This window comes from Bradyrhizobium sp. (assembly GCF_019244115.1).
GTDB lineage: Bacteria > Pseudomonadota > Alphaproteobacteria > Rhizobiales > Xanthobacteraceae > Bradyrhizobium.
This window is the reverse complement of record NZ_JAFATE010000227.1, coordinates 30,059-54,367: the sequence shown is the minus strand read 5'-3', so window position 1 is coordinate 54,367 and position 24,309 is coordinate 30,059. Positions and strand designations below refer to the sequence as shown.

Annotated in this window: 15 protein-coding genes and 1 riboswitch; of the genes, 6 read left to right on the top strand and 9 right to left on the bottom strand. The window is 64.0% G+C overall.

What is annotated here, in order from left to right; genetic code table 11:
* Window positions 1–858: TonB-dependent receptor plug domain-containing protein (locus JOZ76_RS10335; RefSeq protein WP_441300009.1), on the bottom strand; the 858-nt coding region annotated here is incomplete at its 3' end.
* A 187-nt stretch (window positions 859–1,045) separates the two neighbouring features.
* Window positions 1,046–1,244: riboswitch (cobalamin riboswitch) on the bottom strand.
* A gap of 87 nt (window positions 1,245–1,331) precedes the next feature.
* Entirely contained in the window at window positions 1,332–3,344 is a 2,013-nt protein-coding gene (locus tag JOZ76_RS10330) for a S9 family peptidase (protein ID WP_291698524.1), read from the bottom strand.
* A 311-nt stretch (window positions 3,345–3,655) separates the two neighbouring features.
* Here JOZ76_RS10330 and JOZ76_RS10325 point away from each other — a divergent pair, with 311 nt between their 5' ends.
* The 3 genes from JOZ76_RS10325 (at window position 3,656) to JOZ76_RS10315 (ending at window position 8,733) form a co-directional block, all read left to right on the top strand.
* A complete protein-coding gene (locus JOZ76_RS10325) occupies window positions 3,656–5,290 on the top strand; it encodes a flavin-containing monooxygenase (RefSeq protein WP_291698523.1) in 1,635 nt (544 codons plus the stop codon).
* Window positions 5,291–5,358: 68 nt separating this feature from the next.
* Window positions 5,359–6,552: a serine hydrolase domain-containing protein gene (locus JOZ76_RS10320; protein WP_291698522.1), complete on the top strand. Its 1,194-nt coding sequence runs from the start codon at window positions 5,359–5,361 to the stop codon at window positions 6,550–6,552.
* A gap of 204 nt (window positions 6,553–6,756) precedes the next feature.
* Window positions 6,757–8,733 carry a sigma-54-dependent Fis family transcriptional regulator gene (locus tag JOZ76_RS10315; RefSeq protein ID WP_291698521.1) on the top strand — a complete coding sequence of 659 codons (1,977 nt, stop codon included), beginning with the start codon at window positions 6,757–6,759 and terminating at the stop codon, window positions 8,731–8,733.
* A gap of 3 nt (window positions 8,734–8,736) precedes the next feature.
* Here JOZ76_RS10315 and JOZ76_RS10310 read toward each other — a convergent pair whose 3' ends face one another.
* Together JOZ76_RS10310 and JOZ76_RS10305 are read right to left on the bottom strand one after the other, a co-directional pair.
* Window positions 8,737–9,543, bottom strand: coding sequence for an NAD-dependent protein deacetylase (locus tag JOZ76_RS10310; RefSeq protein WP_291698520.1), 807 nt, complete (start codon window positions 9,541–9,543; stop codon window positions 8,737–8,739).
* Between the two features lie 168 nt (window positions 9,544–9,711).
* Complete coding sequence (locus JOZ76_RS10305) at window positions 9,712–10,551, bottom strand: universal stress protein (RefSeq protein ID WP_291698519.1); 840 nt, start codon at window positions 10,549–10,551, stop codon at window positions 9,712–9,714.
* Between the two features lie 356 nt (window positions 10,552–10,907).
* Between JOZ76_RS10305 and JOZ76_RS10300 the strand changes: the two genes are divergently transcribed.
* Both JOZ76_RS10300 and ada read left to right on the top strand, forming a co-directional pair.
* Entirely contained in the window at window positions 10,908–11,360 is a 453-nt protein-coding gene (locus tag JOZ76_RS10300) for an ester cyclase (RefSeq protein ID WP_291698518.1), read from the top strand.
* Window positions 11,361–11,548: 188 nt separating this feature from the next.
* Window positions 11,549–12,646 (top strand): bifunctional DNA-binding transcriptional regulator/O6-methylguanine-DNA methyltransferase Ada, encoded by a 1,098-nt coding sequence (gene ada, locus JOZ76_RS10295; RefSeq protein ID WP_291698531.1) that lies wholly within the window; start codon window positions 11,549–11,551, stop codon window positions 12,644–12,646.
* A gap of 116 nt (window positions 12,647–12,762) precedes the next feature.
* Here the strand turns inward: ada and JOZ76_RS10290 are convergent, their stop codons facing one another.
* Both JOZ76_RS10290 and gyrB read right to left on the bottom strand, forming a co-directional pair.
* Complete coding sequence (locus tag JOZ76_RS10290) at window positions 12,763–13,044, bottom strand: DUF3551 domain-containing protein (protein ID WP_291698530.1); 282 nt, start codon at window positions 13,042–13,044, stop codon at window positions 12,763–12,765.
* Window positions 13,045–14,286: 1,242 nt separating this feature from the next.
* Window positions 14,287–16,725, bottom strand: coding sequence for a DNA topoisomerase (ATP-hydrolyzing) subunit B (gene gyrB, locus JOZ76_RS10285; protein ID WP_291698517.1), 2,439 nt, complete (start codon window positions 16,723–16,725; stop codon window positions 14,287–14,289).
* Between the two features lie 368 nt (window positions 16,726–17,093).
* On the opposite strand from gyrB, the gene JOZ76_RS10280 reads away from it, so the two are divergent.
* Entirely contained in the window at window positions 17,094–18,980 is a 1,887-nt protein-coding gene (locus tag JOZ76_RS10280) for an acyltransferase family protein (RefSeq protein WP_291698516.1), read from the top strand.
* Window positions 18,981–19,067: 87 nt separating this feature from the next.
* Here JOZ76_RS10280 and recF read toward each other — a convergent pair whose 3' ends face one another.
* From recF to dnaA, 3 genes are all read right to left on the bottom strand, one after another.
* Window positions 19,068–20,198, bottom strand: a complete 1,131-nt coding sequence (recF, locus tag JOZ76_RS10275; RefSeq protein WP_291698515.1) for a DNA replication/repair protein RecF — start codon at window positions 20,196–20,198, stop codon at window positions 19,068–19,070.
* 57 nt (window positions 20,199–20,255) lie between these two features.
* Window positions 20,256–21,374, bottom strand: coding sequence for a DNA polymerase III subunit beta (gene dnaN / locus JOZ76_RS10270; RefSeq protein ID WP_291698514.1), 1,119 nt, complete (start codon window positions 21,372–21,374; stop codon window positions 20,256–20,258).
* A gap of 308 nt (window positions 21,375–21,682) precedes the next feature.
* Entirely contained in the window at window positions 21,683–23,110 is a 1,428-nt protein-coding gene (gene dnaA / locus JOZ76_RS10265) for a chromosomal replication initiator protein DnaA (RefSeq protein ID WP_291698513.1), read from the bottom strand.
* Window positions 23,111–24,309 lie beyond the last annotated feature (1,199 nt).

Below are 24,309 nucleotides of genomic sequence, written 5' to 3'. Positions count from 1 at the left end.
CAGCGGCGTGCCGAAATACCGCGATGGGCTTCGGTCGCCATAGTCGTTCGAGAGCGTGAAGGCGAGATTGTCGGCGGCCTGCACCCGCACGGCTGCGGAGACCGCCAGGTTCGATGTCTTGTCGCGGTCGACCCAGCCGTCCGACATATTGCCGGTGGCGTTGATGCGATAGGACACGCTCGGATTGATCGTCCCACCGCTGTCGACCGCAAGGCGCCGGGTCATGTTGCTGTCGAACGACAGCTCGGCATCGTTGTAGGGCGTCGTGGCCGGCTTCTTGGGGATCACGTTGATGATGCCGCCGATCGCGCCCTCACCATAGAGCACCGACGCCGGTCCGCGCATGACCTCGATCCGCTCCGCCGACCAGGTATCGAATGGAAACGTCACGGTTCCGGCGCCGACATAGAGGCGCGTGCCGTCATAGAGCGTCATCACCGAATTGCTTCCGGTGAAGCCGCGGGTGCCGAACGAGAGGCCGCCATTGCCAGGGGCAGGGCTTGCGATAAGGCCGGCTGCGTTCTGGGTGATCGCATCCGTCACATTGTGCTGACCGCGTTCGGCGATGGTCTGCGACGAGATCGTCTCGACGCTGGCGGGAGTCTGGAGCGGGGTGAGGCCAAGACGGCTGCCGCTCGCGTTCTGGCTGTTCAGATTGAGTGTTGAAGGCGAAATGCCAATGGCTTCGATTGTCGGCAGCTTATCGCGAGCTGCAGCTGGATCTGGTTGTGGCTGCGCCGGAGTCGAACGGTCGTCGACGAGACGCTTGGGCTTTTTGGGCGCGCTGACAGTGAGCGTGGGCAAGACATGGGGCTGATCGGGTTGCTGCGCCCTGGCAGGGCAAGTTCCGAGCAGCATGCTGGGAAGAAGGTAGCTGAAAGCCAGCAGGCCGCCGCGCGGCCGCCTTGCGACAGAAACAGTGGAGAACACGAGTGGACCTCGGTATGACGTCAGTGGCACGTCACAGCGAACGAGGTCCCACTTGGGCGCGCTCAGGGCAGTCCCAGTGAAAACAATGTCTGTACTCCCCGACCGACATTTTCGCGTGTGACCACGGCTGACGGCAGGTCTCCTGGCTCGCGGGTCCGCACCCTTCGTCGCCTTCCCAGGACCGAGATTCCCAGTGGCCTATGACGAAAGACTAGCCGCTTACAGTTGCGGGGGCAGCTGCGGCATGAGGGAAGATCCCCGCACCGCATTCCCTTTTGATCCCCGTGAAGGGAACCGTCGAGCATCATTTAGGAGGTCATGCGAGTTCAAGTCAATCCCGTCACGGCCGACAGGCGGGATTTCGAAAGACTGTGTCATCGGCGCTCGCCGCGACGATGGGCTTAGCCACCCAGTCCGGGCACCAACTCGCCCCCGGTCTCGACCCTGAGGGTCGAGCCCGAAAAATCGTCGCCGATCGGCTGACATCGCCCGCCGAGGTGTTTTGCGAGGAACGCCTCGGTCACCGCGGTGAACGCCATGCGGTTTTCCGGCCGGACGAAACCGTGGCCTTCATCGGCGAAGGTCACATAGGTGACCGGCACGCCCCGCTGCTTGAGCGCGGCTACCATCTGTTCGGATTCTGCCGGCACCACGCGGACGTCGCGCATTCCCTGCGCGATCAGGATCGGTCGGATGGCGCGGTCGATATGGGTGAGCGGCGAGCGCTCGATCAGGAAGGCGCGCCCTTGTTCGGTGCCGGGATCGCCTAGCCGCTGCTTCCACACGCTGAACCACGGTCCCCAATAGGGCGGAATGGTCGCCATGAAGGTGATGAGGTTGGAAATGCCGAACACATCGACGATGCAGGCGAAGATGTCGGGCGTCTTGGTCGCCGCCACCAGCGCCGAATAGCCGCCATAGCTCGCGCCGTAGAAGCCGATGCGCCTGGGATCGGCGATGTCCCGTCGGATCGCCCAATCCACCGCATCGATCAGGTCGTCATGCATGCGGCCGCCCCACTCCCGATCGGCCTTGGCGATGAAGGCTTTGCCAAAGCCGGTCGAGCCGCGGTAGTTGACGCTGAGCACCGCATAGCCGCGGTTCGCCAGCCACTGATGCAGGGAATTGAAACCCCAGACGTCGCGTGCGTAAGGGCCGCCATGGATCGCCAGCACCAGTGGCGGCTTGCTGCCATTGTCCTGCGCCGGCTGCGTCAGATAGCCGTTGAGCTTTAAGCCATCGCGGGCGGGAATCGTGACCGGCTGCAGCCTCCGCAGCGCGACGTCGGCCAGCGCGTTGCGCTGTGTGAACAGCTTTCGCACCTCGCGGGTTTTGCGGTCGAGCAGCGCGAACTCTCCGCTCTCGGCGTCGCGCTCGTAGAACACGCTGGCTGTGCGGCGATCAAAGCTGTCGCTGATGATGCCGACGTCGCCGGGACCATAGCCGGCGAGATCGGCAAGGTCCTGCCGCGCCCCGTCATCGAGTGCGATCCAGTGCACGCGGTCCCTGATCGACTTCGCCGCGAATGGCCGGCGGGTCTCGTCATCCATCGCGACCTGCACGACGTCGGCCTCGTCGTCGGCCGCGAGCAGCGTCGCCTTGCGGCTCGTCATGTCGATCGCATACAGCGCGGCTTTGTCGCGGCCGCGCGAATCGATCATGTAAAGCGTGTTGCCGTCGGCGCTGAAGTCGATGAACCTGGTGAGATCGACGTCGCCGATCGGAACGTCGAGGAACGGCTTCCAGCTCCCGTCCGCCTGCCGCTCGGACACTTCCGCCGTCCCGGCCGGATTCAGGCGCAAACCGAGCCGCAACTGGAACGCGCTGTCGGTGACGTAGTCCGCGAAATCGGGATTCTCGAACGCCAGCTCGCTTGCGCCGCTCGACACCTTGATGCGGAACAGATCGAAGTAGCGCTTGTCGCGCTGGTTATGTCGAAGCAAAACCTCGTCGGGGAATTTTCGATCGACTTCCTGAAGATAGCACTTGACACCGCCGTCCGGCGACAGCGGCACTACCGCATTGGTGCCGATGTCGACGCTGAACGCGCGATAATTCTCGTCGCCGTCGTGATCCCTGAAATAGATCAGATGGCGATTGGTATGGGCCCAGCGAAAATAGCTACCGATGCTTCGCCCGGTGACCCGCGTTACCGGCCGCGCCGCCTTGGGATCAGCAATCGGGGCGACCCACAGATTGTTGACGCGGTCGATCGGCGCGAGCCAGGCGAGGTTCTCGCCATCGGGACTGACACGGACATTGATGTAGTCAGGCTCGTCAAAAAACACTTTCCGCGCGACCAGATCGGCCGGGCGTTCATCGGCGCCGGCTCGCGGAAGGCCGGTGAAGGGCAGCGTCGCCGTCCAGGCCGCGCGCCGCAGGAAAACACGACGACTCACAGGCTCGAGCCACATGGCAAGCCTCCATTCGCATTGCAGCGACTTCCAGGAATCCCGCGCTCGCTTGTCCGCTACAGTATGTAACAGTGCCGAAATATACCGGCGATGTCAACGTGCCGCATCGACCGCGGTCGTTCGAATTTCGATCACACCGGCACGCCTCCGTTCGAATTTCAAACGCGACCGGTCGCCGTCGCGCTCGGGAAATCCAGTCTTCGCAATCGCTTAACGCGCCAGCCGCCGCTGGCACACGACGTGCGTAGGCAAAGTTCGCGTCTCCCGCGCCACGCGGCGGGGAGGAGAACAACGACCATCGGAGGGAATGTATGAGCGAGCACAAGACCAACGGCGCGGGCAGGCATGAAAGCCTGGACGCGGTGGTGATCGGCACCGGCGTGGCCGGCCTTTATCAGCTTTACAAGCTGCGCGACGAGCTGGGACTCAAGGTCAAGGCTTTTGACGCGGCTTCGGGTGTCGGCGGCACCTGGTACTGGAATCGCTATCCCGGCGCGCGCTTCGATTCGGAAGCCTATATCTACCAGTATCTGTTCTCCGAAAAGCTCTACAAGGGCTGGAGCTGGAGCGAGCGTTTTCCCGGCCAGCCCGAGATCGAACGCTGGCTCAACTACGTCGCCGACGAGCTCGGCCTGCGCAAGGACATCCGCTTCTCGACCACGATCACGAGTGCCGTCTACAACGAGGCGACCCAGCGCTGGACCATCACGACCGACAAGGGCGAGGTGGTCGACGCGCAGTTCCTGATCACATGCTGCGGCATGCTGTCGGCGCCGCTGAGCTCGATCTTCCCCGGACAGGAGAGTTTTAAGGGCACCCTGGTCCACACCAGCCGCTGGCCGAAAGGCGATCTCGACCTGGCGGGCAAGCGCATCGGCGTCGTCGGCAATGGCGCGACAGGCATCCAGGTGATCCAGACCATCGCCAGTGAGGTCGGCAGCCTGAAAGTGTTCGTGCGCACGCCGCAATACATCATCCCGATGAAGAATCCGAAATACGGGCCGAAGGAGGTCGAGGCCTACAAGGCGCGCTTCCAGGAGTTCCAAAAGACCCTGCCGCACAGCTTCACCGGTTTCGAGTACGACTTCACCAATGGCAATTGGAAGGACCTGACGGCGGCCGAACGTCACGCGGTGCTCGAACGTATCTGGGATGAAGGTTCGCTCAGGCTGTGGCTCGCCTCGTTCGTCGAGATGTTCTTTGACCAGGACGTCAGCGAGGAGATTTCCGAGTTCGTCCGCAAGAAGATGCGCGCGCGACTGAAGGACCCGAAACTCTGCGAAACGCTGATTCCGACCGACTACGGCTTTGGCACGCACCGCGTCCCGCTCGAGAGCAACTATCTGGAAGCCTATCACCAGCCGAATGTCGAACTGGTCAGCGTCAAGGACAATCCGATCGACCGGATCACGCCCGACGGCCTCAAGCTGGCCAACGGCACCGAATACGGCTTCGACGTGATCATCCTGGCGACCGGGTTTGACGCCGGTACCGGCGCGCTCACCCGCATCGACATTCGCGGCCGCGACGGGCGCTCGCTGAAGGACGATTGGAGCCGCGACATCCGCACCACCATGGGCCTGCAGGTCCACGGCTATCCGAACCTGTTCACCACCGGCGCGCCCTTGGCGCCGTCGACGGCGCTCTGCAACATGACCACCTGCCTGCAGCAGCAGGTCGAGTGGATCAGCGATTGCATCAGCTATCTGCGCAAGAACCGGCTCAGCGTCATCGAGCCGACCAGGGAGGTCGAGGACGCCTGGGTCGCCCATCACGACGAGGTCGCGAACACGACTCTCGTGACCAAAACGCACTCCTGGTACATGGGCTCCAACGTCAAGGGCAAGCCGCGCCGCCTGTTGTCCTACATCGGCGGCGTCGGGACCTATCGCCGGAAGTGCGATGAGGTTGCCGCCGCGGGCTATCAGGGTTTTGCCAAGCAATAGGCAGCATGACGCGGCCGCGCGCGCTGGCGCTCGGCCGCTCTCATCATCAAACAAATTGGAGGAACACAATGAGCAAGGTATTTTCGATCGATGCAGACGCCGTCCTCAACGAAACGGTCACAACGGGGCAGGGTGTGCCCGGTGTGGTGGCGATGGTGACGGACCGCAACGGCAACATCTACGAAGGCGCCGCGGGCAAGCGCCGAAGCGACCAGCCGGCCGCGATGACGACCGACACCAGTTTTGCGATCTTCTCGACCACCAAGGCGATCACCGGCACGGCCGCACTGCAGCTCGTCGAGGAGGGCAAGCTCGACCTCAATGCGCCGGCAAAGAACTATGCCCCCGACATCGGCAAGCTGCAGGTGATCGAGGGTTTTGACGCCAAGGGGCAGCCGATGCTGCGCGCGCCGAAACGCGACGTGACCACGCGCATGCTTCTGCTGCACACCGGCGGCTTCGGTTACGACTTCTTCAGCGAGACCTATCTGCGGCTGGCGAACGAGCATGGCCAGCCGAGCGTGATCACCTCGTCAAAGGCGTCGATCATGACGCCATTGTTGTTCGATCCGGGCTCTAAATGGGAGTACGGCACCAATATCGACTGGGTCGGCCAGGTGGTCGAGGGCATCACCGGCAAGCGCCTCGGCGAGGTGTTTGCCGAGCGCATCTTCGCGCCGCTCGGGATGGAAAGCACCACATTCGAGATCGACGACAAGGTCCGCAGCAAGCTCGCCGGCATGCATGCCCGCAACGCCGACGGCACGCTCACGCCGATGGATTTCGAACTGCCCGCCAAGCCCGAGGTCCATATGGGCGGCCACGGGCTCTACTCAACGGTCGGCGACTACATGCGCTTCATCCGGATGTGGCTGAACGACGGCACCGGCCCGCATGGCCGGGTGCTGAGGCCGGAAACCGTGCAGATGGCGGAGAAGAACCATCTGGGTGACCTGAAGGTGACCGCGCTGCCAGGCGTGATCAAACAGCTCTCGAACGATGCCGAGTTCTTCCCGGGCCAGTCGAAATCGTGGGCCTTCACCTTCATGGTCAATGACGAGACCGCGCCGACCGGACGCCCCGCGGGCGCGCTCGGCTGGGCGGGGCTTGCCAACCTGTTCTACTGGATCGACCGCCAGAACGGCTTTGGCGGCTACTGGGCAACGCAGATCCTCCCCTTCGGCGATGCAGCCTCGTTCACCGGCTACATGCGTTTTGAGACCGCGTTCTACGAGAGCCTCAGGCAACGCAAGGCGGCGTGATCAGATCAGAAGACTGCGCTCCTCTCCCCGCAAGCGGTCCGCAAGCGGGGAGAGGTAATCGCGTCCGCAGTCAGGTCCGGCGCGCCGGATCATACCAGTGGTTGGTTGCACCGTTCGGTCGGAGGCTTCAAGATCGCGAATAAAATTCCGGTTCTCACAGAAATGGAACCGCTCGGCGCCTCAAAGGAGGACAAGGGAGGGATCGTGTCGGGTCAGACGCCAGAGGACGCCTTTGCGCATCCGGGCATCGAGCGCGATGTCTTGACGAGCTGGGAAGACTTCATGTCGGGCAACGGCAGTCGCGGGCAGATCGTGCGCGCTGCGATCAACCAATCATGGCGGCGATGCCGGCAATCGGACGTCGACTATCGCCTCGACCAGGCCCCGACGCCGATGAACGAGGACAGGTTGCAGCGCCTGCTCGACAAGCGTAGCCGCCTCGCCCAGGCCGGCGCCTCGACCATGGCGCTGGCCCGCGACTACATGCGAGAGACCGGCACCGTGATGGTGCTGACCGACATCGACGGCATCGTGCTGCGCCTGGAAGGCGACACCACGGTGGCGCTGCGCGACGCGGTCGAGAAGACGCATCTTCTGCCCGGCAGCACCTGGAGCGAGGGGATCTGCGGCACCAACGCGATCGGCACCGCGCTGCAGACCGGGCAGTCCATCCAGGTGCATGCGACCGAGCATTTCTGTGCCGGCATCCAGCGCTGGACCTGCTCGGCCGCAGTGATCCGCGATCCGATCGATGGCGCGATCATGGGCGCGATCGATATTTCGGGATTGTCGGTCTCCTACGCCCGGCAGGCGCTGGCGCTCGCGGTCTCGGCCGCCGCGCGCATCGAGGCGCACCTGTTCCAGCTCGAACTCGACGCCCGCTACCGCTTTCTCGACCGCTGTCTCTGGATACTGCCGGCGTCCGACCGCCACCATACCGTGCTGTTCGACTCGGCCGGGCGGGCGTTCAAGGCCAACGGCGAGATGTCGCAGATCATGCGCGATCTCGGAGCCCCGCAGGGGCAGTCGGCGTTTCCGCAGCTTGGGGGTAACGATCGGCGTCCGAGCAACGCGCGCCCACCCTGGATCAGGGCGGAATGGCTGCGGCCGGTAGTGCACCAGGGCGAATATCTGGGGACCGTCATGGTCGCGCCGAAGTCCGCGGCCTCGCGCAGGCTCGCGCCCGCCCGCGGCGACATCAATGCCTTCGCCAATATCATCCACCGCAGCGCCAAAATGGCAGGCGCAGTCGAAACCTGCCGCCGCGTCGCCACGACGTCGGCGCCGGTGTTGCTGCTCGGCGAGACCGGCGTCGGCAAGGAGATTTTTGCGCAAGGCGTTCACGCGGCATCGCCGCGGTGCGACCGCCCGTTCGTGGTGGTCAATTGCGGCTGCGCCTCGCGCGAGCTGCTGGCGAGCGAATTGTTCGGCTATGTCGACGGCGCCTTCACCGGCGCGCGACGCGGCGGTGCGGCCGGCAAGATCGAAGCGGCTTCCGGCGGCACGCTGTTCCTCGACGAGATCGGCGAATTGCCGCTCGACCTCCAGCCCATGTTGTTGCGCGTCCTGGAAAGCGGCGAGATCAGCCGCATCGGCGAGACCACGGTGCGCAAAGTGGATTTCCGCCTGATCGCCGCGACCAATCGCGACCTGCGCGCCGAGGTCGACGCTCAGCGCTTCCGCAAGGACCTGTTCTATCGGCTGGCCGTGGTCCCCGTGGTGATCCCGCCCCTGCGCGAGCGGTCGGAGGACGTTCCTGACCTGGTCGATCACTTCGTGACGCAGGCGCGGCTGCGCTATGGTCTCGGCGATCGCCGCTTTGCGGCCGAGACGCTGGCGTTGCTGGCGCGCCATGATTGGCCCGGCAATGTGCGCGAGTTGCGCAACCTGGTCGAGAGCCTGATGCTGACCAGTGGCGGCGAGGAGATCACGCCGTCCGACCTGCCCAATATGGTGCGGCCGATGAAGCTCAGTTGCGAGAGCGAGCCAGGGCTGTCGCTCGCCGAGGCCTCCGAGCGCGATCTGATCGCGCGCACGCTAAAATCCTCAGGCGGCAATGTGACCGCGACCGCCGCCGCGCTCGGCCTCGCCAAGAGCACCGTCTACGCAAAGCTGCGCCGCTATCGCATCCGCCCAAATTTGAGCTCGGCGGATCAGTCCGGCCGAAGCGAGGAGTTCTGAAACTCACAACAGGAAAGCGAGCGCCGCCTCACAGCGATCTTCGACCTTGAGGGTGAGGAGATCGTCGGCGCGTGTCCGCCCGAGATTGACGGCGGCGATCGGCATGCCGCGTTGCGCCGCCATCTGTGCGAAGCGAAAGCCGGAATAGACCATCAGCGAGGAGCCGACGATCAGCATGCCGTCGGACTGTTCCAGGTGGTCTTGCGCGCTCGCGACGACGTCGCGCGCAACATTTGCGCCGAAGAACACGACGTCGGGTTTCATGATCCCGCCGCAGGTCCGGCATGGCGGCACGATGAAGGACGCGAAATCGGCGGCGTCCAGATCGGCATCGCCGTCCGGCGCGTCGGCGGCGTCGACCGCGAGCCAGTCGGCGTTCACGGACTCCAGGTCGTGCTGAAAAGCCTCGCGCTGTGACTTCACACCGCACCCCATGCAGCGGACCTGATCCAGGCGTCCGTGCAGGTCGATGACCTGCCGGTGGCCGGCCTTCTGATGCAGGCGGTCGACATTCTGGGTGAGGAGCAGCTCGCAGCGGCCGTTCGCCTCGAGCCGCGCCAGCGCATGATGCGTATCATTGGGCAGGGCCTGGCCGAACCGCCGCCATCCGATCAGGCTGCGCGCCCAATAGCGCTTTCGGGTTGCCTCATCGCCCATGAAGGCCTGGTGCGTAACGGGCGGGGTGCGCTTCCAGTTGCCATCGTTGTCGCGATAGTCGGGGATGCCGGAGTTCGTGCTGCAGCCCGCGCCGGTCAAGACGAAAAGTCGTTTGTGGCGGTCAACGAAATCTTCGAGCGCGCGAGGGTCCATGGCCGCGCACATCTAGTGCGAAGGGCGCCTCATTGCCAGAGGGCAATGCCGATCAGCCGCCACCACGACCGGGGCTTCGACCGCCCGTTGGTCTCGCTCGCCGGCCAGGCGCGCATGGCGCGCCGGCCGACGTCGATTGCGACATGCTGGGGGCGGCGGAACGTCGGGTCAATGCGCCATCAACAGGGGCAGGTCCGCATTCTGCATGACGTGTCTCGTGGCGCCGCCGAAAATCATTTGCCGCAGCCTGTTCCTTGTGAAGGCCCCCTTGACGAGCAGATCGCAGCCTTGCGCGCTGGCCGCGGCGAGGATCGCTTCACCGGTGCTGCGGCCGTCCAGCTCGATGGTCATGGGTTCGGCGGCGATGCCGTTATAGCGCAATTGCTTGCGCACCTGATCGGCGGATGGACCCGGGACGTCCTGCCCGCCGACCACGGCCAGGACCGTCACGCGACCGGCCAGCCGCAGCAACGGCATCGCCAGCGCGTTGGTGCGGGCCTGCTCGGTGCTGCCGTTCCAATGAATCATGATGTTGGTCGCGATCTGTCTCGGCGCGACCGGCGGCGCCAGCAGGACGGGCCTGCCGCTTTCGAACAGTCCCGACTCGATCGCACGCTGATACGGCGCGGCCGTATCAGCGTCCGGCCTGCTCATCACGATCACATCGAAGGTGCGGCCATGATCGCCGACAAGGTCTTCACCCGGCGCCACCTCGGCAAACCAGCCGAACCAGGGCCGGTCCGCGGTCGTTCTGCCGGCGGCAATACCGCGCTCCCGCATGAAAGTCTCGAACAGCCTGCGCGCCTCCGCCGTTTCTTCGTCGCGCCGGGCCCGGTAGGTCTCGATGGAAAAGGTGCTGGCGAACTCCGCCGCGACGAACTCGGGAACGCCGAACCACAGTGGAACACCCTCGATATAGGCGCCGGTGCGCTGCGCGAGCAGCACTGCCGTCTCCAGCGTGGATGTCATGCTCCGGACATTCTGGGTCGGCACCAGGATCGTCTTCATCAACGTCTCCGCCTCAGCGCATGAACCATGGTCCATCGGACCGAAGCCGCGCGTCGACAGGCTAGACCTTGAAGGCAGGAGCGCCAAGATATTTGATGTCCCGGCCCGGCGGAGCAGACTGCGCAAGCCGGGAAAACTGCCTTTGCGGCGTGCGCAAGCGGCCGAAGCTCGGAAACCTCACGGCAGTGCCTGGCCACAAGCTCAGCCACGGATGAAATCAGGCAGCGGCACGGCACCTCCGCATTCGATTTCAGGACAAGAAACGGAGTTTGCGCCGCGCGGATCAAACGTAATCCGCTGCGCAGATCACTGATCGACATCGGTGATCGCATATCAGTCGATCAAGGAGCTTTTCTATGAGCAAAGCAGAAGATAACAAGGCAGTTGTCGGCCGCTGGTTCACTGATTTCTGGGGCAAGACCGTCAACCTCGCCGTCGTCGACGAAATCGCCGCCCCCGATATGCTGCTGAAATACTCGCTGCACGAGCCTCGCCGCGGCCGTGATGACATCAAGGCGTTCATGACCGACTTCCGCGCTGCGTTCCCCGATCTCAACTTCTGGGGCACGGCGGACCTGATCGCTGAAGGCGACTATGTCGTCGGTCAATGGGAAGGCGGCGGCACGCACACTGGGCCGGCGTTCGATGATTTCCTGATGGGTAGCCTCCCGGCGGCAACCGGCCGCAAGATGCACTTCACCGGGACAACCGTCTTGAAAGTCGTGAACGGCAAGATCGTCGAGGAAGTCGGACTTGACGACGGCCTCACCGCGTTGACTCAACTGGGCCTGATCAAGAAGGCTGCATGATCAAAGCGCCTCCGGGAACCGGAAGCGGTCAAATGAGGCCCGCGCACACCGCGGGCCTCATTCGCATTTGGCCACCCCGGGCCCTCCGACAATGTTGAATTACGAACCGCCAGCCTCGCCCGATTTGACGGCAAGGTCCGCGGAAAACGGGTGGCATGAAAAGCTCCGTCATGAAATCTCTTTGGCCTATGAGCGCAAAACCTGCCGGCATCCTGATGCAAGGATCCGTGCCCGTGGCGGAAGACCCGCGATGGGCTCGCGTCCTTGCGCGCGACAAGGCAGCCGACGGACAGTTCTGGTACTCGGTTTCCACGACGGGCGTCTATTGCCGGCCGTCATGCCCATCGCGCAGCGCCCATCCCAAAAACGTCCAGCTGCACGACAGCCTTGAGAGCGCCAAGGCGACCGGCTTCCGGCCGTGCAGGCGCTGCAAGCCGGACGGACCATCGACCGAGACTGAGAAGGCGAAGCTGATCGCCGGGGCCTGCCGCCTTATTGAAGGAAGCGAAGAGGAGCCGTCTCTTGAGGAGCAGGCGCGAGCATTCGGCCTGAGCCCCAGCTACTTTCATCGCCTATTCAAGGCGGCAACCGGACTTACGCCGAAAGGCTATGCTGCCGCCCATCGCGCCAAAAAGGTTCGGGAGGGTCTGGCCGCCGGAAGCTCGGTGACCGAGGCAATTTATGACGCGGGCTTCAATTCAAGTGGACGCTTTTACGCGAAGTCGACCGGCATGCTCGGTATGACGCCGTCACGATACCGTGCCGGAGGCCGCGACGAGGAAATCAGGTTTGCGGTTGGCCAGACGTGCCTCGGTGCCATTATCGTCGCGTCGAGCGCGAAAGGTGTCGCTGCAATCTTGCTGGGCAATGACGCGGATGAACTCGTTCGTGATCTCCAAGACCGCTTTCCGCGAGCACGGCTGACTGGCGCTGACCCCGATTACGAAGCGGTGATCGCGCGTGTCGTCGGTTTTGTGGAGGCGCCGGAACTTGGGCTGGATCTTCCCCTTGATGTGCGTTGCACCGCATTCCAGCAGCGCGTCTGGCAGGCCCTTCAGGAAATCCCGCTCGGCGCAACGGTATCCTACGCCGAGATCGCGTATCGGATCGGCGCATCGAGAGCCGTTCGCGCGGTCGCTGGTGCTTGTGCGGCAAATAATCTTGCCGTCGCCATTCCCTGCCATCGCGTCGTGCGCAATGACGGGGCAATCTCGGGATACGCCTGGGGCGTGGAGCGCAAACGCACGCTCCTCGAACGAGAAACCGCCGCCTCCAAGCCTACGTGAACTCGTCACAGCGGCGGGATTGCTCATGTCTCGGTCCCCCAGATATGGGCGCAACCCAAACGCACTTCGCTCGCGCGAAAGGTCGAGGGAATCGCAAATCGCCCCGCAGTCGGACTTCAGTAATCCCGGTAGTGCCGCCGAGGCTGCTGCACATCCTGTTGCTGGACACCCTGCTGCCGCTCGAACAGGAGGCGCCGGTTGTACACGCAATGCAGGATCCACCGCCCCGATGCCGACGCCAGGCATTGGGCTCGGGTCTCATAGGAGCAATCACCGGAGTAGCCGAGCTCCCCACCTTTGAGGCACCAGGGGTAATCATATGAGGCGGGAGAGGCGGAGCCGGCAATCGCGGCCGTCCCGGCCCCTATCAAGGCCAATATGGCTACAATCGTGCGCATGATCATGTTTCCTCTCGCAAGCCCTCCCGATCTCCGCATCGTTGAGTGGCTTGGTCAACGGCGGCAGGCCGGCATGAAGATAAGCACGACTGAACGGGCGTACGAGACAAGCCTTGAGCGTTTCGGACGAAATGCGCGAGTTGTTTGCCCCGGTGCGTGAGGTTCGCGCTTCGCGCGCAACTTGTCATCCCCGCGAAAGCGAGGAGCCAGCATCCAGAGCGCCGGAGTTCAAGCCGAGACGCCGCGGCGTACTGGATCGCCCGATCAAGCCGGGCGACGACAGCCGAAGGCGTTGCGCAAGCATTGCATCTTTCACACTTAGCACATCATCCACCCTGCCCCGGCGTGATGATCTCGATCTCGCTGCTGCTCAGCGGTCGCTCAGCCCACTCGCTCTTCGGCACCACGTCTCCCGTCAGCTTGGTAAGATGCCCTCGGCATCGTTGGACTCTTCTCTCCCATCGCGGAAAGGGAGGCCGCTGGAAGGCCGGGTGATTTGCCCGACGGGCAGTTTTTCAGAAATCCTGTCCAGCCCTCCGGGAAAAAATATTTCGCTTTACGTATTCCGCAAATCAGAAGTATGGTGTCCGCGTCCCGCTTCGACAGGAGGGGCGCTTCGCGATCGTCACGACACGCGAGGCGGGATGCGATGGACGCTTTGGCGACGCGCGCGATGGTCTCGCGCGGACGAACGGCGTCGATGCGGACGCAAAATCGCGTGGTCCTGGCCTCCCGACGCTGAGGTCAAGCTCGCATCGTGACGAACGATGCGGGTGATGGGAGCAAGAAAGCCCGGTTCCCAGGGAGAGCGCGAGATAAGCGTTAAAACCATCGCGCAGGGAATGCCGGGTGATCCCGGCCGAACCTGTGGTAACTGCCGCCAGCTTTTCTTATTGCTGGCGGGCCATGGGCGAGGCCGTCGCCCGGCATTCCCTGCGCCCTCTTGCAATTCAGAGGGCCGAAGACGCTGCATCACTCGGGCAGTTCGTGCCGCGAGAAGACGGCTTCATGTCCTTCCCATTCCTGGCTGACGAGGCCGAAATTCCGTGGGGTGCATTCGAACCGCATTTCGTCCTCGGTACCGCAGCCTTTGATTCGTCATGCCCGGCCTTGTGCCGGGCATCCACGTCTTTCTTGCCAGTATCAAAGACGTGGATGGCCGGGACATCTGCGCGAAGATGCGCTTCGCGCCTTAGCCCGGCCATGACGAAGTGGAAAGGCGGGTGCCAGTATCTATCGATATCACACGTCGACGTTGGCGCTGAGCGAATTGTCCTGGATGAATTCACGGCGCGGCTCGACCACGTCGCCCATCAGTTTTGTGAAGATGTCGTCGGCCTCGTCGACCTCCTTGATCTTCACCTGCAGCAGCGAGCGCGCCTCGGTGTCGAGCGTCGTCTCCCAGAGCTGTTCGGGGTTCATCTCGCCAAGGCCTTTGTAGCGCTGCAGCTCCTTGACGCCGTCGCGTCCGGCATGGGTGACGGCCTCGAACAGGTCGACCGGGCCATGGATCGGCGTCTCGGAGTTTTTCCGCCGCAGCATGCCCGGCCGCGCATAAGCCTCCTGCAGCCTTGCCGCGTAGTCGTCGAGCTTGCGGGCGTCGGCCGAGCCGAGCAGCGCATCGTCGATGGTCGCATGATCCTTGACGCCGCGCACGGTGCGCTCGAACGAAAAACCTTCGCCTTCGACGAACCGGCCGGTCCAGCCGCGCTCGACCTCGTCGGCGAGCGCGTCGAGCCGTCGCGCGATGTAGTCGGCGGCGGCCGCGGCCTTCTCGGGATCGCCAAAAATCTCCGAGCGCAGCACGCCGGCGATCGCGGCCTGCTCGACCACGGTGCGGTTGTAACGGCTGTGCAGGTTGCGCAGCACATGGCGGATGAGGCGGGCGTCCTCGACCAGCGAGAGCAGGTCGCGGCCGGCGCGGTCATCGCCCGAGGCCGGCTTGAAGATGCACTCGTCGAGCCCGGTCGCGATCAGATAGTCCTCCAGCGCCCGCTCGTCCTTCAGGTACTGCTCGGACCTGCCGCGCACGACCTTGTAGAGCGGCGGCTGGGCGATATAGAGATGCCCGTGATCGATGATCTCGCGCATCTGCCGGTAGAAGAAGGTCAGAAGCAGCGTGCGGATGTGGGCGCCGTCGACGTCGGCATCGGTCATCACGATGATCTTGTGATAGCGCAGCTTGTCGATCGAGAAATCGTCGGAGATGCCGGTGCCGAGCGCGGTGATCAGCGTGCCGATCTGCTCGCTCGACAGCATCTTGTCGGGCCGTACCCGCTCGACATTGAGGATTTTTCCGCGCAGCGGCAGCACCGCCTGGAACTCGCGGTTGCGGCCCTGCTTGGCGCTGCCGCCTGCCGAATCGCCCTCGACGATGAACAGCTCCGACTTGGCCGGGTCCTTCTCCTGGCAGTCGGCGAGTTTTCCTGGCAGCGAGGAGACGGAGAGCGGATTCTTGCGGGTCAGCTCGCGCGCCTTTCGCGCAGCTTCGCGGGCCGCGGCGGCCTGGATCACCTTGCCGACGATCACCTTGGCCTCGCTGGGATGCTCCTCGAACCAGGCGGCGAGCGCCTCGTTGATGACGTTCTCGACCACGGGGCGCACTTCCGAGGACACCAGCTTGTCCTTGGTCTGCGACGAAAATTTCGGGTCGGGCACCTTGACCGAGAGCACCGCCGTCAAACCCTCGCGGCAGTCGTCGCCGGTCAGCGCAATCTTTTCCTTCTTCGCATTGGCGTCGGCATAGCCGTTGACCTGGCGCGTCAGCGCGCCGCGAAAACCCGCCAGATGCGTGCCGCCGTCGCGCTGCGGGATGTTGTTGGTGAAGCACAGCACGTTCTCATGATAGCTGTCGTTCCACCACAGCGCCGCCTCGACGCCGATGCCGTTGGCCTCCGAGCGCACCATGATCGGGGCCGGCACCATCGCCTTCTTGTTGCGGTCGAGATATTTGACGAACTCCTCGACGCCGCCGACATAGTGCATCTCCTCGCGCTTTTCGACCGCGTGGCGATGGTCGGCGAGGATGATGTTGACGCCGGAATTGAGGAAGGCGAGCTCGCGCAGCCGGTGCTCCAGGGTCGCGAAATCATATTCGATGTTCTTGAAGGTCTCGGTGGCGGCCAGGAACGTCACCTCGGTGCCGCGCTTGCCCTTCGCTTCGCCGACCACGCGCAGCGGAGCTACCGCATCGCCATGCGCGAATTCGATGTAGTGCTCCTTGTCGTCGCGCCAGACCCGCAGCTGCAGCTTGCTCGACAGCGCGTTCACCACGGATACGCCGACGCCATGCAGGCCGCCGGACACCTTGTAGGAGTTCTGGTCGAACTTTCCGCCGGCGTGCAGCTGGGTCATGATGACCTCGGCCGCCGAGACGCCTTCGCCCTTGTGGATGTCCACGGGGATGCCGCGGCCGTCGTCGCGCACGGTGACGGAATTGTCCGGATTGAGGATCACCTCGACCGCGCTCGCATAGCCGGCGAGGGCCTCGTCGATCGCATTGTCGACGACCTCGTAGACCATATGGTGCAGGCCGGATCCGTCGTCGGTGTCGCCGATATACATGCCCGGCCGCTTGCGCACGGCATCGAGGCCCTTCAGCACCCGGATCGATTCCGCCCCATAGTCGCTCGCGCCGGACGGTTCGGTGTCGGCGATCGATTGCCGGGCAGGTTCTGTCATGTGTGGCCTTTGAAGATCGTCGATGTCGCTGGCGGCGCCGTCTTTCGCGCGCGAGAGGCTTATTTCTGCCATGAAAGAGGTCACGCGCCTAGCGCAAAGTATATATCCCTAACATGTTGAAGAATTATGATTTTTTGACGATTTTTCAAGGTGGGGAACAGCCGATTCGACGCCCTCCGACAAGGCCGATTCGAGCCTCCATTTCTCGCCCCGCAGATGTGCGGATCGGACTGCGACCTTGGCGCCTTTTCGCATCCCGGCGCCTGCAATGGCGCGCACCGGCAGACCTGCTAAAGGTAGCCGCGCGGTCGCGCCCGGCAGCGGCGCCGCGGCCCTGTTCGCTGACTTCTCGCGATGGATTGGTCGATATGTCGCCGCCTCAAGACCGCTATCGGCCCGATATCGATGGCCTCCGTGCCGTTGCCGTGCTGCTGGTGGTGGTTTTCCACGCCTTCCCGGACGCCATGCCCGGCGGCTTCATCGGGGTCGACATCTTCTTCGTGATCTCAGGGTTTCTGATCACCGGGATAGTCGCGCGCGAGCTGGCGGAAAAGCGCTTCAGCCTGCTGGGGTTCTACAACCGGCGAATCAGGCGGATTTTTCCCGCACTGCTCGTGGTGCTCGCAGCGGTCCTGACGCTGGGCTGGCTGTTCATGCTGCCGACGCCCTATGCGCGGCTGGGCTCGGACGTGTTCGCCAGCGCGGCGTTCGCGGCCAATGTCGCGCTGCTGCTGCACACAGGTTATTTCGATCTCGAATCGGTCAGGAAGCCGCTGCTGCATTTGTGGTCGCTCGGCATCGAGGAGCAGTTTTATCTGGTCTGGCCGCCGCTGCTGATGCTGGCCGCGCGGCTGCGGATCGGTCTTGTCACGGTCGCGGTCGCGCTCGGGCTCGGCTCCTTCGCGCTCAATGTCGCGCTGATCGGCACAAATCCTGTGGCGACCTTCTATCTCCCCTTCACCCGGGCCTGGGAGCTGTTGGCAGGGGCGACGCTCGTACTGGCCTGGGACCGGCTTCCGCAGACCGCGCGCGCGGCCGAATGGCGCGCGACCGGCGGAGCTGTGCTGATCGCCATCGCTGCCATGGTTCTGAACACGCAGCGTGCGTTTCCGGGCTGGTGGGCGGTGCTGCCGGTCACCGGTGCTGCGCTGCTGCTGTCGGCGCCGGCGGCCGCGGGTGTGCGCAAAATCCTGGCGAGCCGCCCGATGGTCTTCGTCGGTCTGATCAGCTACCCGCTTTACCTCTGGCACTGGCCGCTGCTGGTGTATTTCGCGCTCATCAAGTTCGCGCCGCTGACTCTGCTGGAGCGTGGCCTGATCATCGCATTGAGCATCGTGCTCGCCTTCGCCACCTACCGTCTCGTTGAAGTTCCCATTCGTTTCGGCCGCCCGAGCCGCGCCAGGATCGCGGCGCTGTGCTCGGCGATGGCCCTGATCGCAGTTACGGGCGCCGTCGTCGTGCAAGATGGCGGCTTCGCCTTTCGCCTGCCGCCGGAGATCCGCGCCATGGCGCAGGTTCCAACGCAGGTGACGAAATGGCGGGTCCGCACCTGCCTGTTGGATCTCAGCCAGGACACCAGCTTTGCTGCCGACTGTGTCGACCATGATCGGCGGCCGCTGCTCCTGGTCTGGGGCGACTCCACCGCGGGCGCACTGATGCCGGGCCTGCTGGAGGCGCAGCGGACCCGCAATTTCGCCATCGCGCAGCTGACGGCATCATCCTGCGTCCCGGCCTTGAACGCGGACATTCCCGGCGTGCCGAACTGCCGCGCCAACAATGACCGGGTGCTCGCGATCACGCGCCAGATCCGGCCGGATGTCGTGCTGTTGCACGGCACCTGGGAGAAATATCTCGACCACGTCGGCGAGACCGTGACGGCGCTGCGGCAGATCGGCGCGCGGGTCGTGGTGCTCGGCCCGGTGCCGCTATGGAAACGCGGCCTGCCCAATGAGGTGCTGCGCTATTACATGCTGCACCATCGTCTCATTCCGGAACGCTCCGACCGGGCGACCGCTCATGCCTCGTTTGACGCGACGATGCGCGAGGCACTCGTTCCGCTCGGGGCGCATTTCATTTCGGCCTCGGACGCGCTCTGCAATGCCGATGGCTGTCTCGCCCGCATCGGCGACAATGCCGATGACATCACCGCCAGCGATCAGGTTCACCTGACCGAGAAGGGCTCGGTGTTTCTGGTGCGATCGATCATCGATGACGTGCTCGACGGACAGTCGGCGGCGGTCACGCGGCATGATTGAAGGGCGATGACGACCAAATCGCCATCGCCCTTCAGGTTTATTGTTGGAGCATGATCTTTGCGGAAAACCGCTTCGCACTTTTCCGGATCATGCTGTGATGCGGCCGTTCTCGACGTTAAAGATTTCGCCGGAGGGGCCGATCTCGCCGAACGCTGCGGGATCGGCGCCGGTCATCCAGACCTGGGCGCCGAGCCGCGCCAGCTCGTCGAACAGCGCCTTGCGGCGAGCGGGATCGAGATGCGCGACCACCTCGTCGAGCAGCAGGAGCGGCACGATGCCGGTCATCTCCGCAACCAGCGTGGCATGAGCGAGCACGAGCCCGATCAAGAGCGCCTTCTGCTCGCCGGTCGAGGCGTCCCGCGCCGGCACGTTCTTTGGCGCATAGACCACGTCGATATCGGTGAGATGCGGTCCGTCGAGGGTGCGTCCCGCGGCGGCATCGCCCACGCGATTGTCCTTCAGGATGGCACGGTAGCGGTCTTCGACTGTCGTCGCCGGCTCGCCGAGCAGTGCATTCTCCATCCAGCCGTCGAGCGCGATCTCGGCGGACGGAAAGGCCGACGCCTGCCCGCGGGCGCGCAGCATCGCGGCAAGCCTTGTGGCCGTCTGACCGCGCGTGGCGGCGACGGCGACCGCGAGCTCCGCGGTCTCGCGCTCGATCGCGTCGCACCAATGGTCGTCGTAATTGCGCACTTCGAGCAGCCGGTTGCGCGAGCGCAGCGAGCGTTCCAGCGCCGAGACCCGGCTCGAATGCTCGGCATCGATCGCCAGCACCAGGCGATCGAAGAAGCGCCGCCGCTCGGACGCGGCGCCGGTGAACAGTCCATCCATCGCCGGCGTCAGCCACACGATGCGCAGATGGTCGCCGAACGCCGCGGCGGAGGCGACCGCCTCGCGGTCGATGCGGCAGCGCCGGCTTACCCCGCCATCGCCGCGCTCTGCGGCGATGCCGGTGCCGAGCGTCGACAGGCCGAGCGCGCCTTCGACCTCGGCGGAGACCGCCCAGGAGCCGTCACCCTGATTGTCGGCGACATCTTCCAGCGTGGCGCGGCGCAGGCCGCGGCCGGGCGACAGAAACGAGATCGCCTCCAGGCAATTGGTCTTGCCCGCGCCGTTGGGGCCGACCAGCACCACCATGTCGCCGCGCGGGCCCAGCGAGGCCGTGCGATAATTGCGGAAATGCGTCAGCGTCAGGCGTTGGATGCGGGAGGGCGTCATTTCAATTCGTCATTGCCGGGCTTGACCCGGCAATCCATCGTGCGCGATGAGTTACGATCACACCCGCATCGGCATCAGCACGTAGAGCGCGGTCTTGTTGTCGCGGTCCTGGATCAGGGTCGGCGAGCCCGGGTCGGCGAGCCGCAGCACGGCAACCTCGCCTTCGATCTGGGCGGCGATGTCGAGCAGATAGCGCGAGTTGAATCCGATATCGAGCGCATCGGCGGCGTATTCGACTTCAAGCTCTTCGGTCGCGCTGCCGGAGTCCGGATTGTTCACCGACAACACCAGCTTGCCGGGCGACAGTGCGAGCTTCACGGCACGGCCGCGTTCGCTGGAAATCGTCGAGACACGGTCGACGGCGGCGGCAAAGTCGGCCTTGTCCACGATCAGCTCCTTGTCGTTGTTCTGCGGGATCACGCGGCCATAATCGGGAAATGTGCCGTCGATCAGTTTCGAGGTCAGCACGACGTTGCCGATGGTGAGGCGGATCTTGCCCTGCGACAGCTCCAGGCGGATTTCCGCCTCGTTGTCCTCGATCAGGCGCTGCACCTCGCCGACCGTCTTGCGCGGCACGATCACGCCGGGCATGCCCTCCGCGCCCTTCGGCAGCGGCAGATCGACCTGGGCGAGACGGTGGCCGTCAGTCGCGACCGCGCGCAACGTCGCGGCCTTGGGGCTGCCGGCCGCATGCAGATAGATGCCGTTGAGATAGTAGCGGGTTTCTTCGGTCGAGATCGCAAACTGCGTGCGGTCGATCAGCCGCTTCATGTCGCTTGCGGCCAGCGTGAAGGAATGCGTCATCTCGCCGGCGGCAAGGTCGGGGAAATCGCTCTCCGGCAAGGTCTGCAGCGTGAACCGCGATCGTCCGGCGCGGATCGCCATGACGGCGCGGTCGCCATCGCCCTCGAGCGAGATCTGCGTACCATCGGGCAGCTTGCGCACGATGTCATAGAACATGTGGGCGGGAACCGTGGTCGAACCGCCCATGCCGGCTTCCGCCGCGAGCGTTTCGGTCACCTCGAGATCAAGGTCGGTCGCCTTCAGGGAAAGCTGGGCATTTTCGGCGCGCAGCAGCACGTTGCCGAGGATCGGTATGGTGTTGCGGCGCTCGACCACGCGATGGACGTGGCCCAGCGACTTCAGCAGTTGCGCGCGTTCGACGGTGACCTTCATTGCAATACCCGCCCGATCCAATAGGCATGTCATGGAAATGCCGGCGGGCCGGAAGCGCCGCGGCTGATGGCCCCCGGTCGCCTGATCGAAGCCGGCTTCGGCGTGGGCTCACGGGGACCGTAAAGTGGCGCGGATGGGGGGCAAGTTCAAGGGACGGATGGCCCATTTCCCGTGGTTTGGGGCGGCCGGGCGAGCCATATTCCCGGCCCCTTCTCCGGTCCTCGAGGGAGGGTGCAAGCCGGAGCGGAGAAATAGGCCTCCGCGACGAGGGCGGAGGCTTTCGCGTATCGGTCGGGGGAACGCCGTCCTCACTCCTGCTGCAGCTGGCGCTTCAGCGATTCGACCTCCTCGCAGAGCGCGGTGTCCTTGGTCACCAGCGCTTCGATCTTGCGCACCGCATGCAGCACGGTGGTGTGATCGCGCCCGCCGAAACGCCGGCCGATTTCAGGCAGCGAACGCAAGGTCAGGGTCTTCGCCAGATACATCGCGACCTGGCGCGGGCGCACTACATTGGCGGTACGCCGCGATGACAGGAGGTCGGAACGGCTGACGTTGTACTGCCGCGCCACCACGCGCTGGATGTCCTCGATCTTGATCCGCTTCGGTTCCTGCGGGCGGATCAGGTCGCGCACCTCGCGCTCGGCCATGTCCAGCGTCACAGGCTGGTTGTTCAGTTTCGAATGCGCAAGCAGGCGGTTGATGGCGCCTTCGAGATCCCGGCCGTTATGGGTGATGCTGCGCGCGAGATAGTCGAGCACCTGTTCCGGCACGTCGAAGCTCGCATGATGCAGTCTGGCGGCTGCGACGCGCGACTTCAAGATGCCGAGCCGCAGCTCTTCGCCGAGCGAGCCCATCTCGACCACGAGCCCGCCCGCGAGACGCGACCGCACGCGATCGTCGAGACTTTCCAGGTCCGACGGCGGACGGTCGGCGGCAATCACCACCTGACGGCCGGCATCGATCAGCGCGTTCAGCGTGTGGCAGAACTCGGCCTGAGTGGACTTGCCCTGCAGGAACTGCAAATCGTCGATGACCAGCACGTCGATGCCGCGCAGAGCTTCCTTGAAGGCCAGCGCGGTCTGCGTCTTCAACGCCGCGACGAAGCCGTACATGAACTTCTCGGCCGTGAGATAAAGCACCTTGCGTTCGCCACCGGCGTTGCCGGCCCAGGTGACCGCCTGCAGCAGGTGCGTCTTGCCGAGGCCTACGCCGGCATGGATGTAGAGCGGGTTGAACATCACGGGATCACCGCGCCGTCCATCGGCGACCTGGCGCGCCGCCGCATGCGCCAGCGTGTTGGAGCGGCCGACGACGAAGCTCGCAAAGGTCAGGCGCGGATCGAGCGGCGAGCCGCCGAGCGCGTCATGCGTCGCCGAGACCGGCGTCACGGTCCGCAAGTCGGCCGGCGCGCGGACTTCGGCGCGTTCGACGCGGCGCGTCTCCAGCGGAGCCGCCGGTTCCTTGACTGGCAGCGTGCCGCGGATCGCCGAGCGCACGGTCAGATCGATCCGGTGCACCTCGGGCATCTCGGCCTGCCAGCAGGAGAGCACGCGCTCGGCATAGTGGGCCTGGATCCAGCTCTTCAGGAAGCGCGTGGGGACCGAGAGGCGCACGCTTTCGTCCTGCACACCTTCGAGATCCATACGTGCAAACCAGCTTGTGTAGACGTCTTCGCCGACGGTCGAACGCAGGCGACCTTTGACGCGAGACCAGCGATCCTGTTCAGAATTTGTCATTGTGTTCAGACTTTTCTCAAACATTGTGCTCTTTTCGATAGTGCCGCACAGGCCTTCCAGGTCTGCGCGGCTTGACCTCAAGCGCGTTTCCATCTCCAGACACAGCTCCACCGTTCGGCGAGAGCGCCGCGATCAGATCCACGGTTGTAGAGAGCGAAAACTCCGCGAGGTCAGCGCGTACTCGACTGTGCTGCCCGGGTGGGCGTCAGCAAACGCCTGCTATTGAAAGAGGTGACGAGAAAAGTCCTGTTCGAAATCTGCTTCTGTGCAAAACGTGCGATGTTTACGTAAGCCATGCAACCTCCCCGCCTCGCCGCGAACGCTCGCGGCAAGCTGCCATATCGCCTGTGTCCAAATACAGCCGCGTCCGAACGCAACACTTCAGCCAGTAGGCCGTTCCGTTCACCCGTTCAAACGTACCCTCTCGCCAGGTTTCGCCTTCACGCTCTTGCCGATGTATCGGGTCGTGCTGCTCCAACGCGATGGCAGCGCAGCGCGCCGACACCGATTGTAAGACATCAAGACATAGTTCTACCGTGACCCATATTGCTATGAGCTTCGACTCGACAATCGCTTGGAAGGCTCGCCAACGTGTTCACCGCCGCCGATTTGCACGTCCGCCCCGTTTCTAAAGCCGCGCTGGTCTCAAGATCGTGGGCGCCGCGAGCGAGTTAAGAAATACACCAAGGGAGATTTCCCGCAATCCATTTGATCACGGGCCCGGATCGGTTCTTGGCGTGTGTTGCAGTGTTGCCTCTGAAGGCGAGAAAGCAAGTTTTTGAATCCGCGCGAGGAATCCCGCGTGTCATAAAACTCTGCGCAGCCGCAAAAAATTTTCATAAAATTTTTAAGTTGCCTGGAGCGCGGGCGCGTTTTCAAAGTGCTTGGCTTCGCTATGTGGGTAAGTAATTATCTAGTCGATGTTTTTTGCGATTGTTTTTTCAGGGTAACCCTCGAATTTGCGCCATTTCTAATGGATGCGCGATGCAGTTGTTTCGGGCTGCGGCACAGCGGTCTCTTGCAATCTGCGCGGCAGTGAAACCCATCCTGTAGAATTACGGAGAGCGAGCGTTGTGTCGTCACGAGCACAACAGCTGTCGTCGCAAGCACAAGACCGGAAAGACTGTTTCAGAAATGAAAAGCCCGGCGCAGGACCGGGCTTTTGGCGCGTTCAAGTTTTGCGCGTGTCACATTGCAAG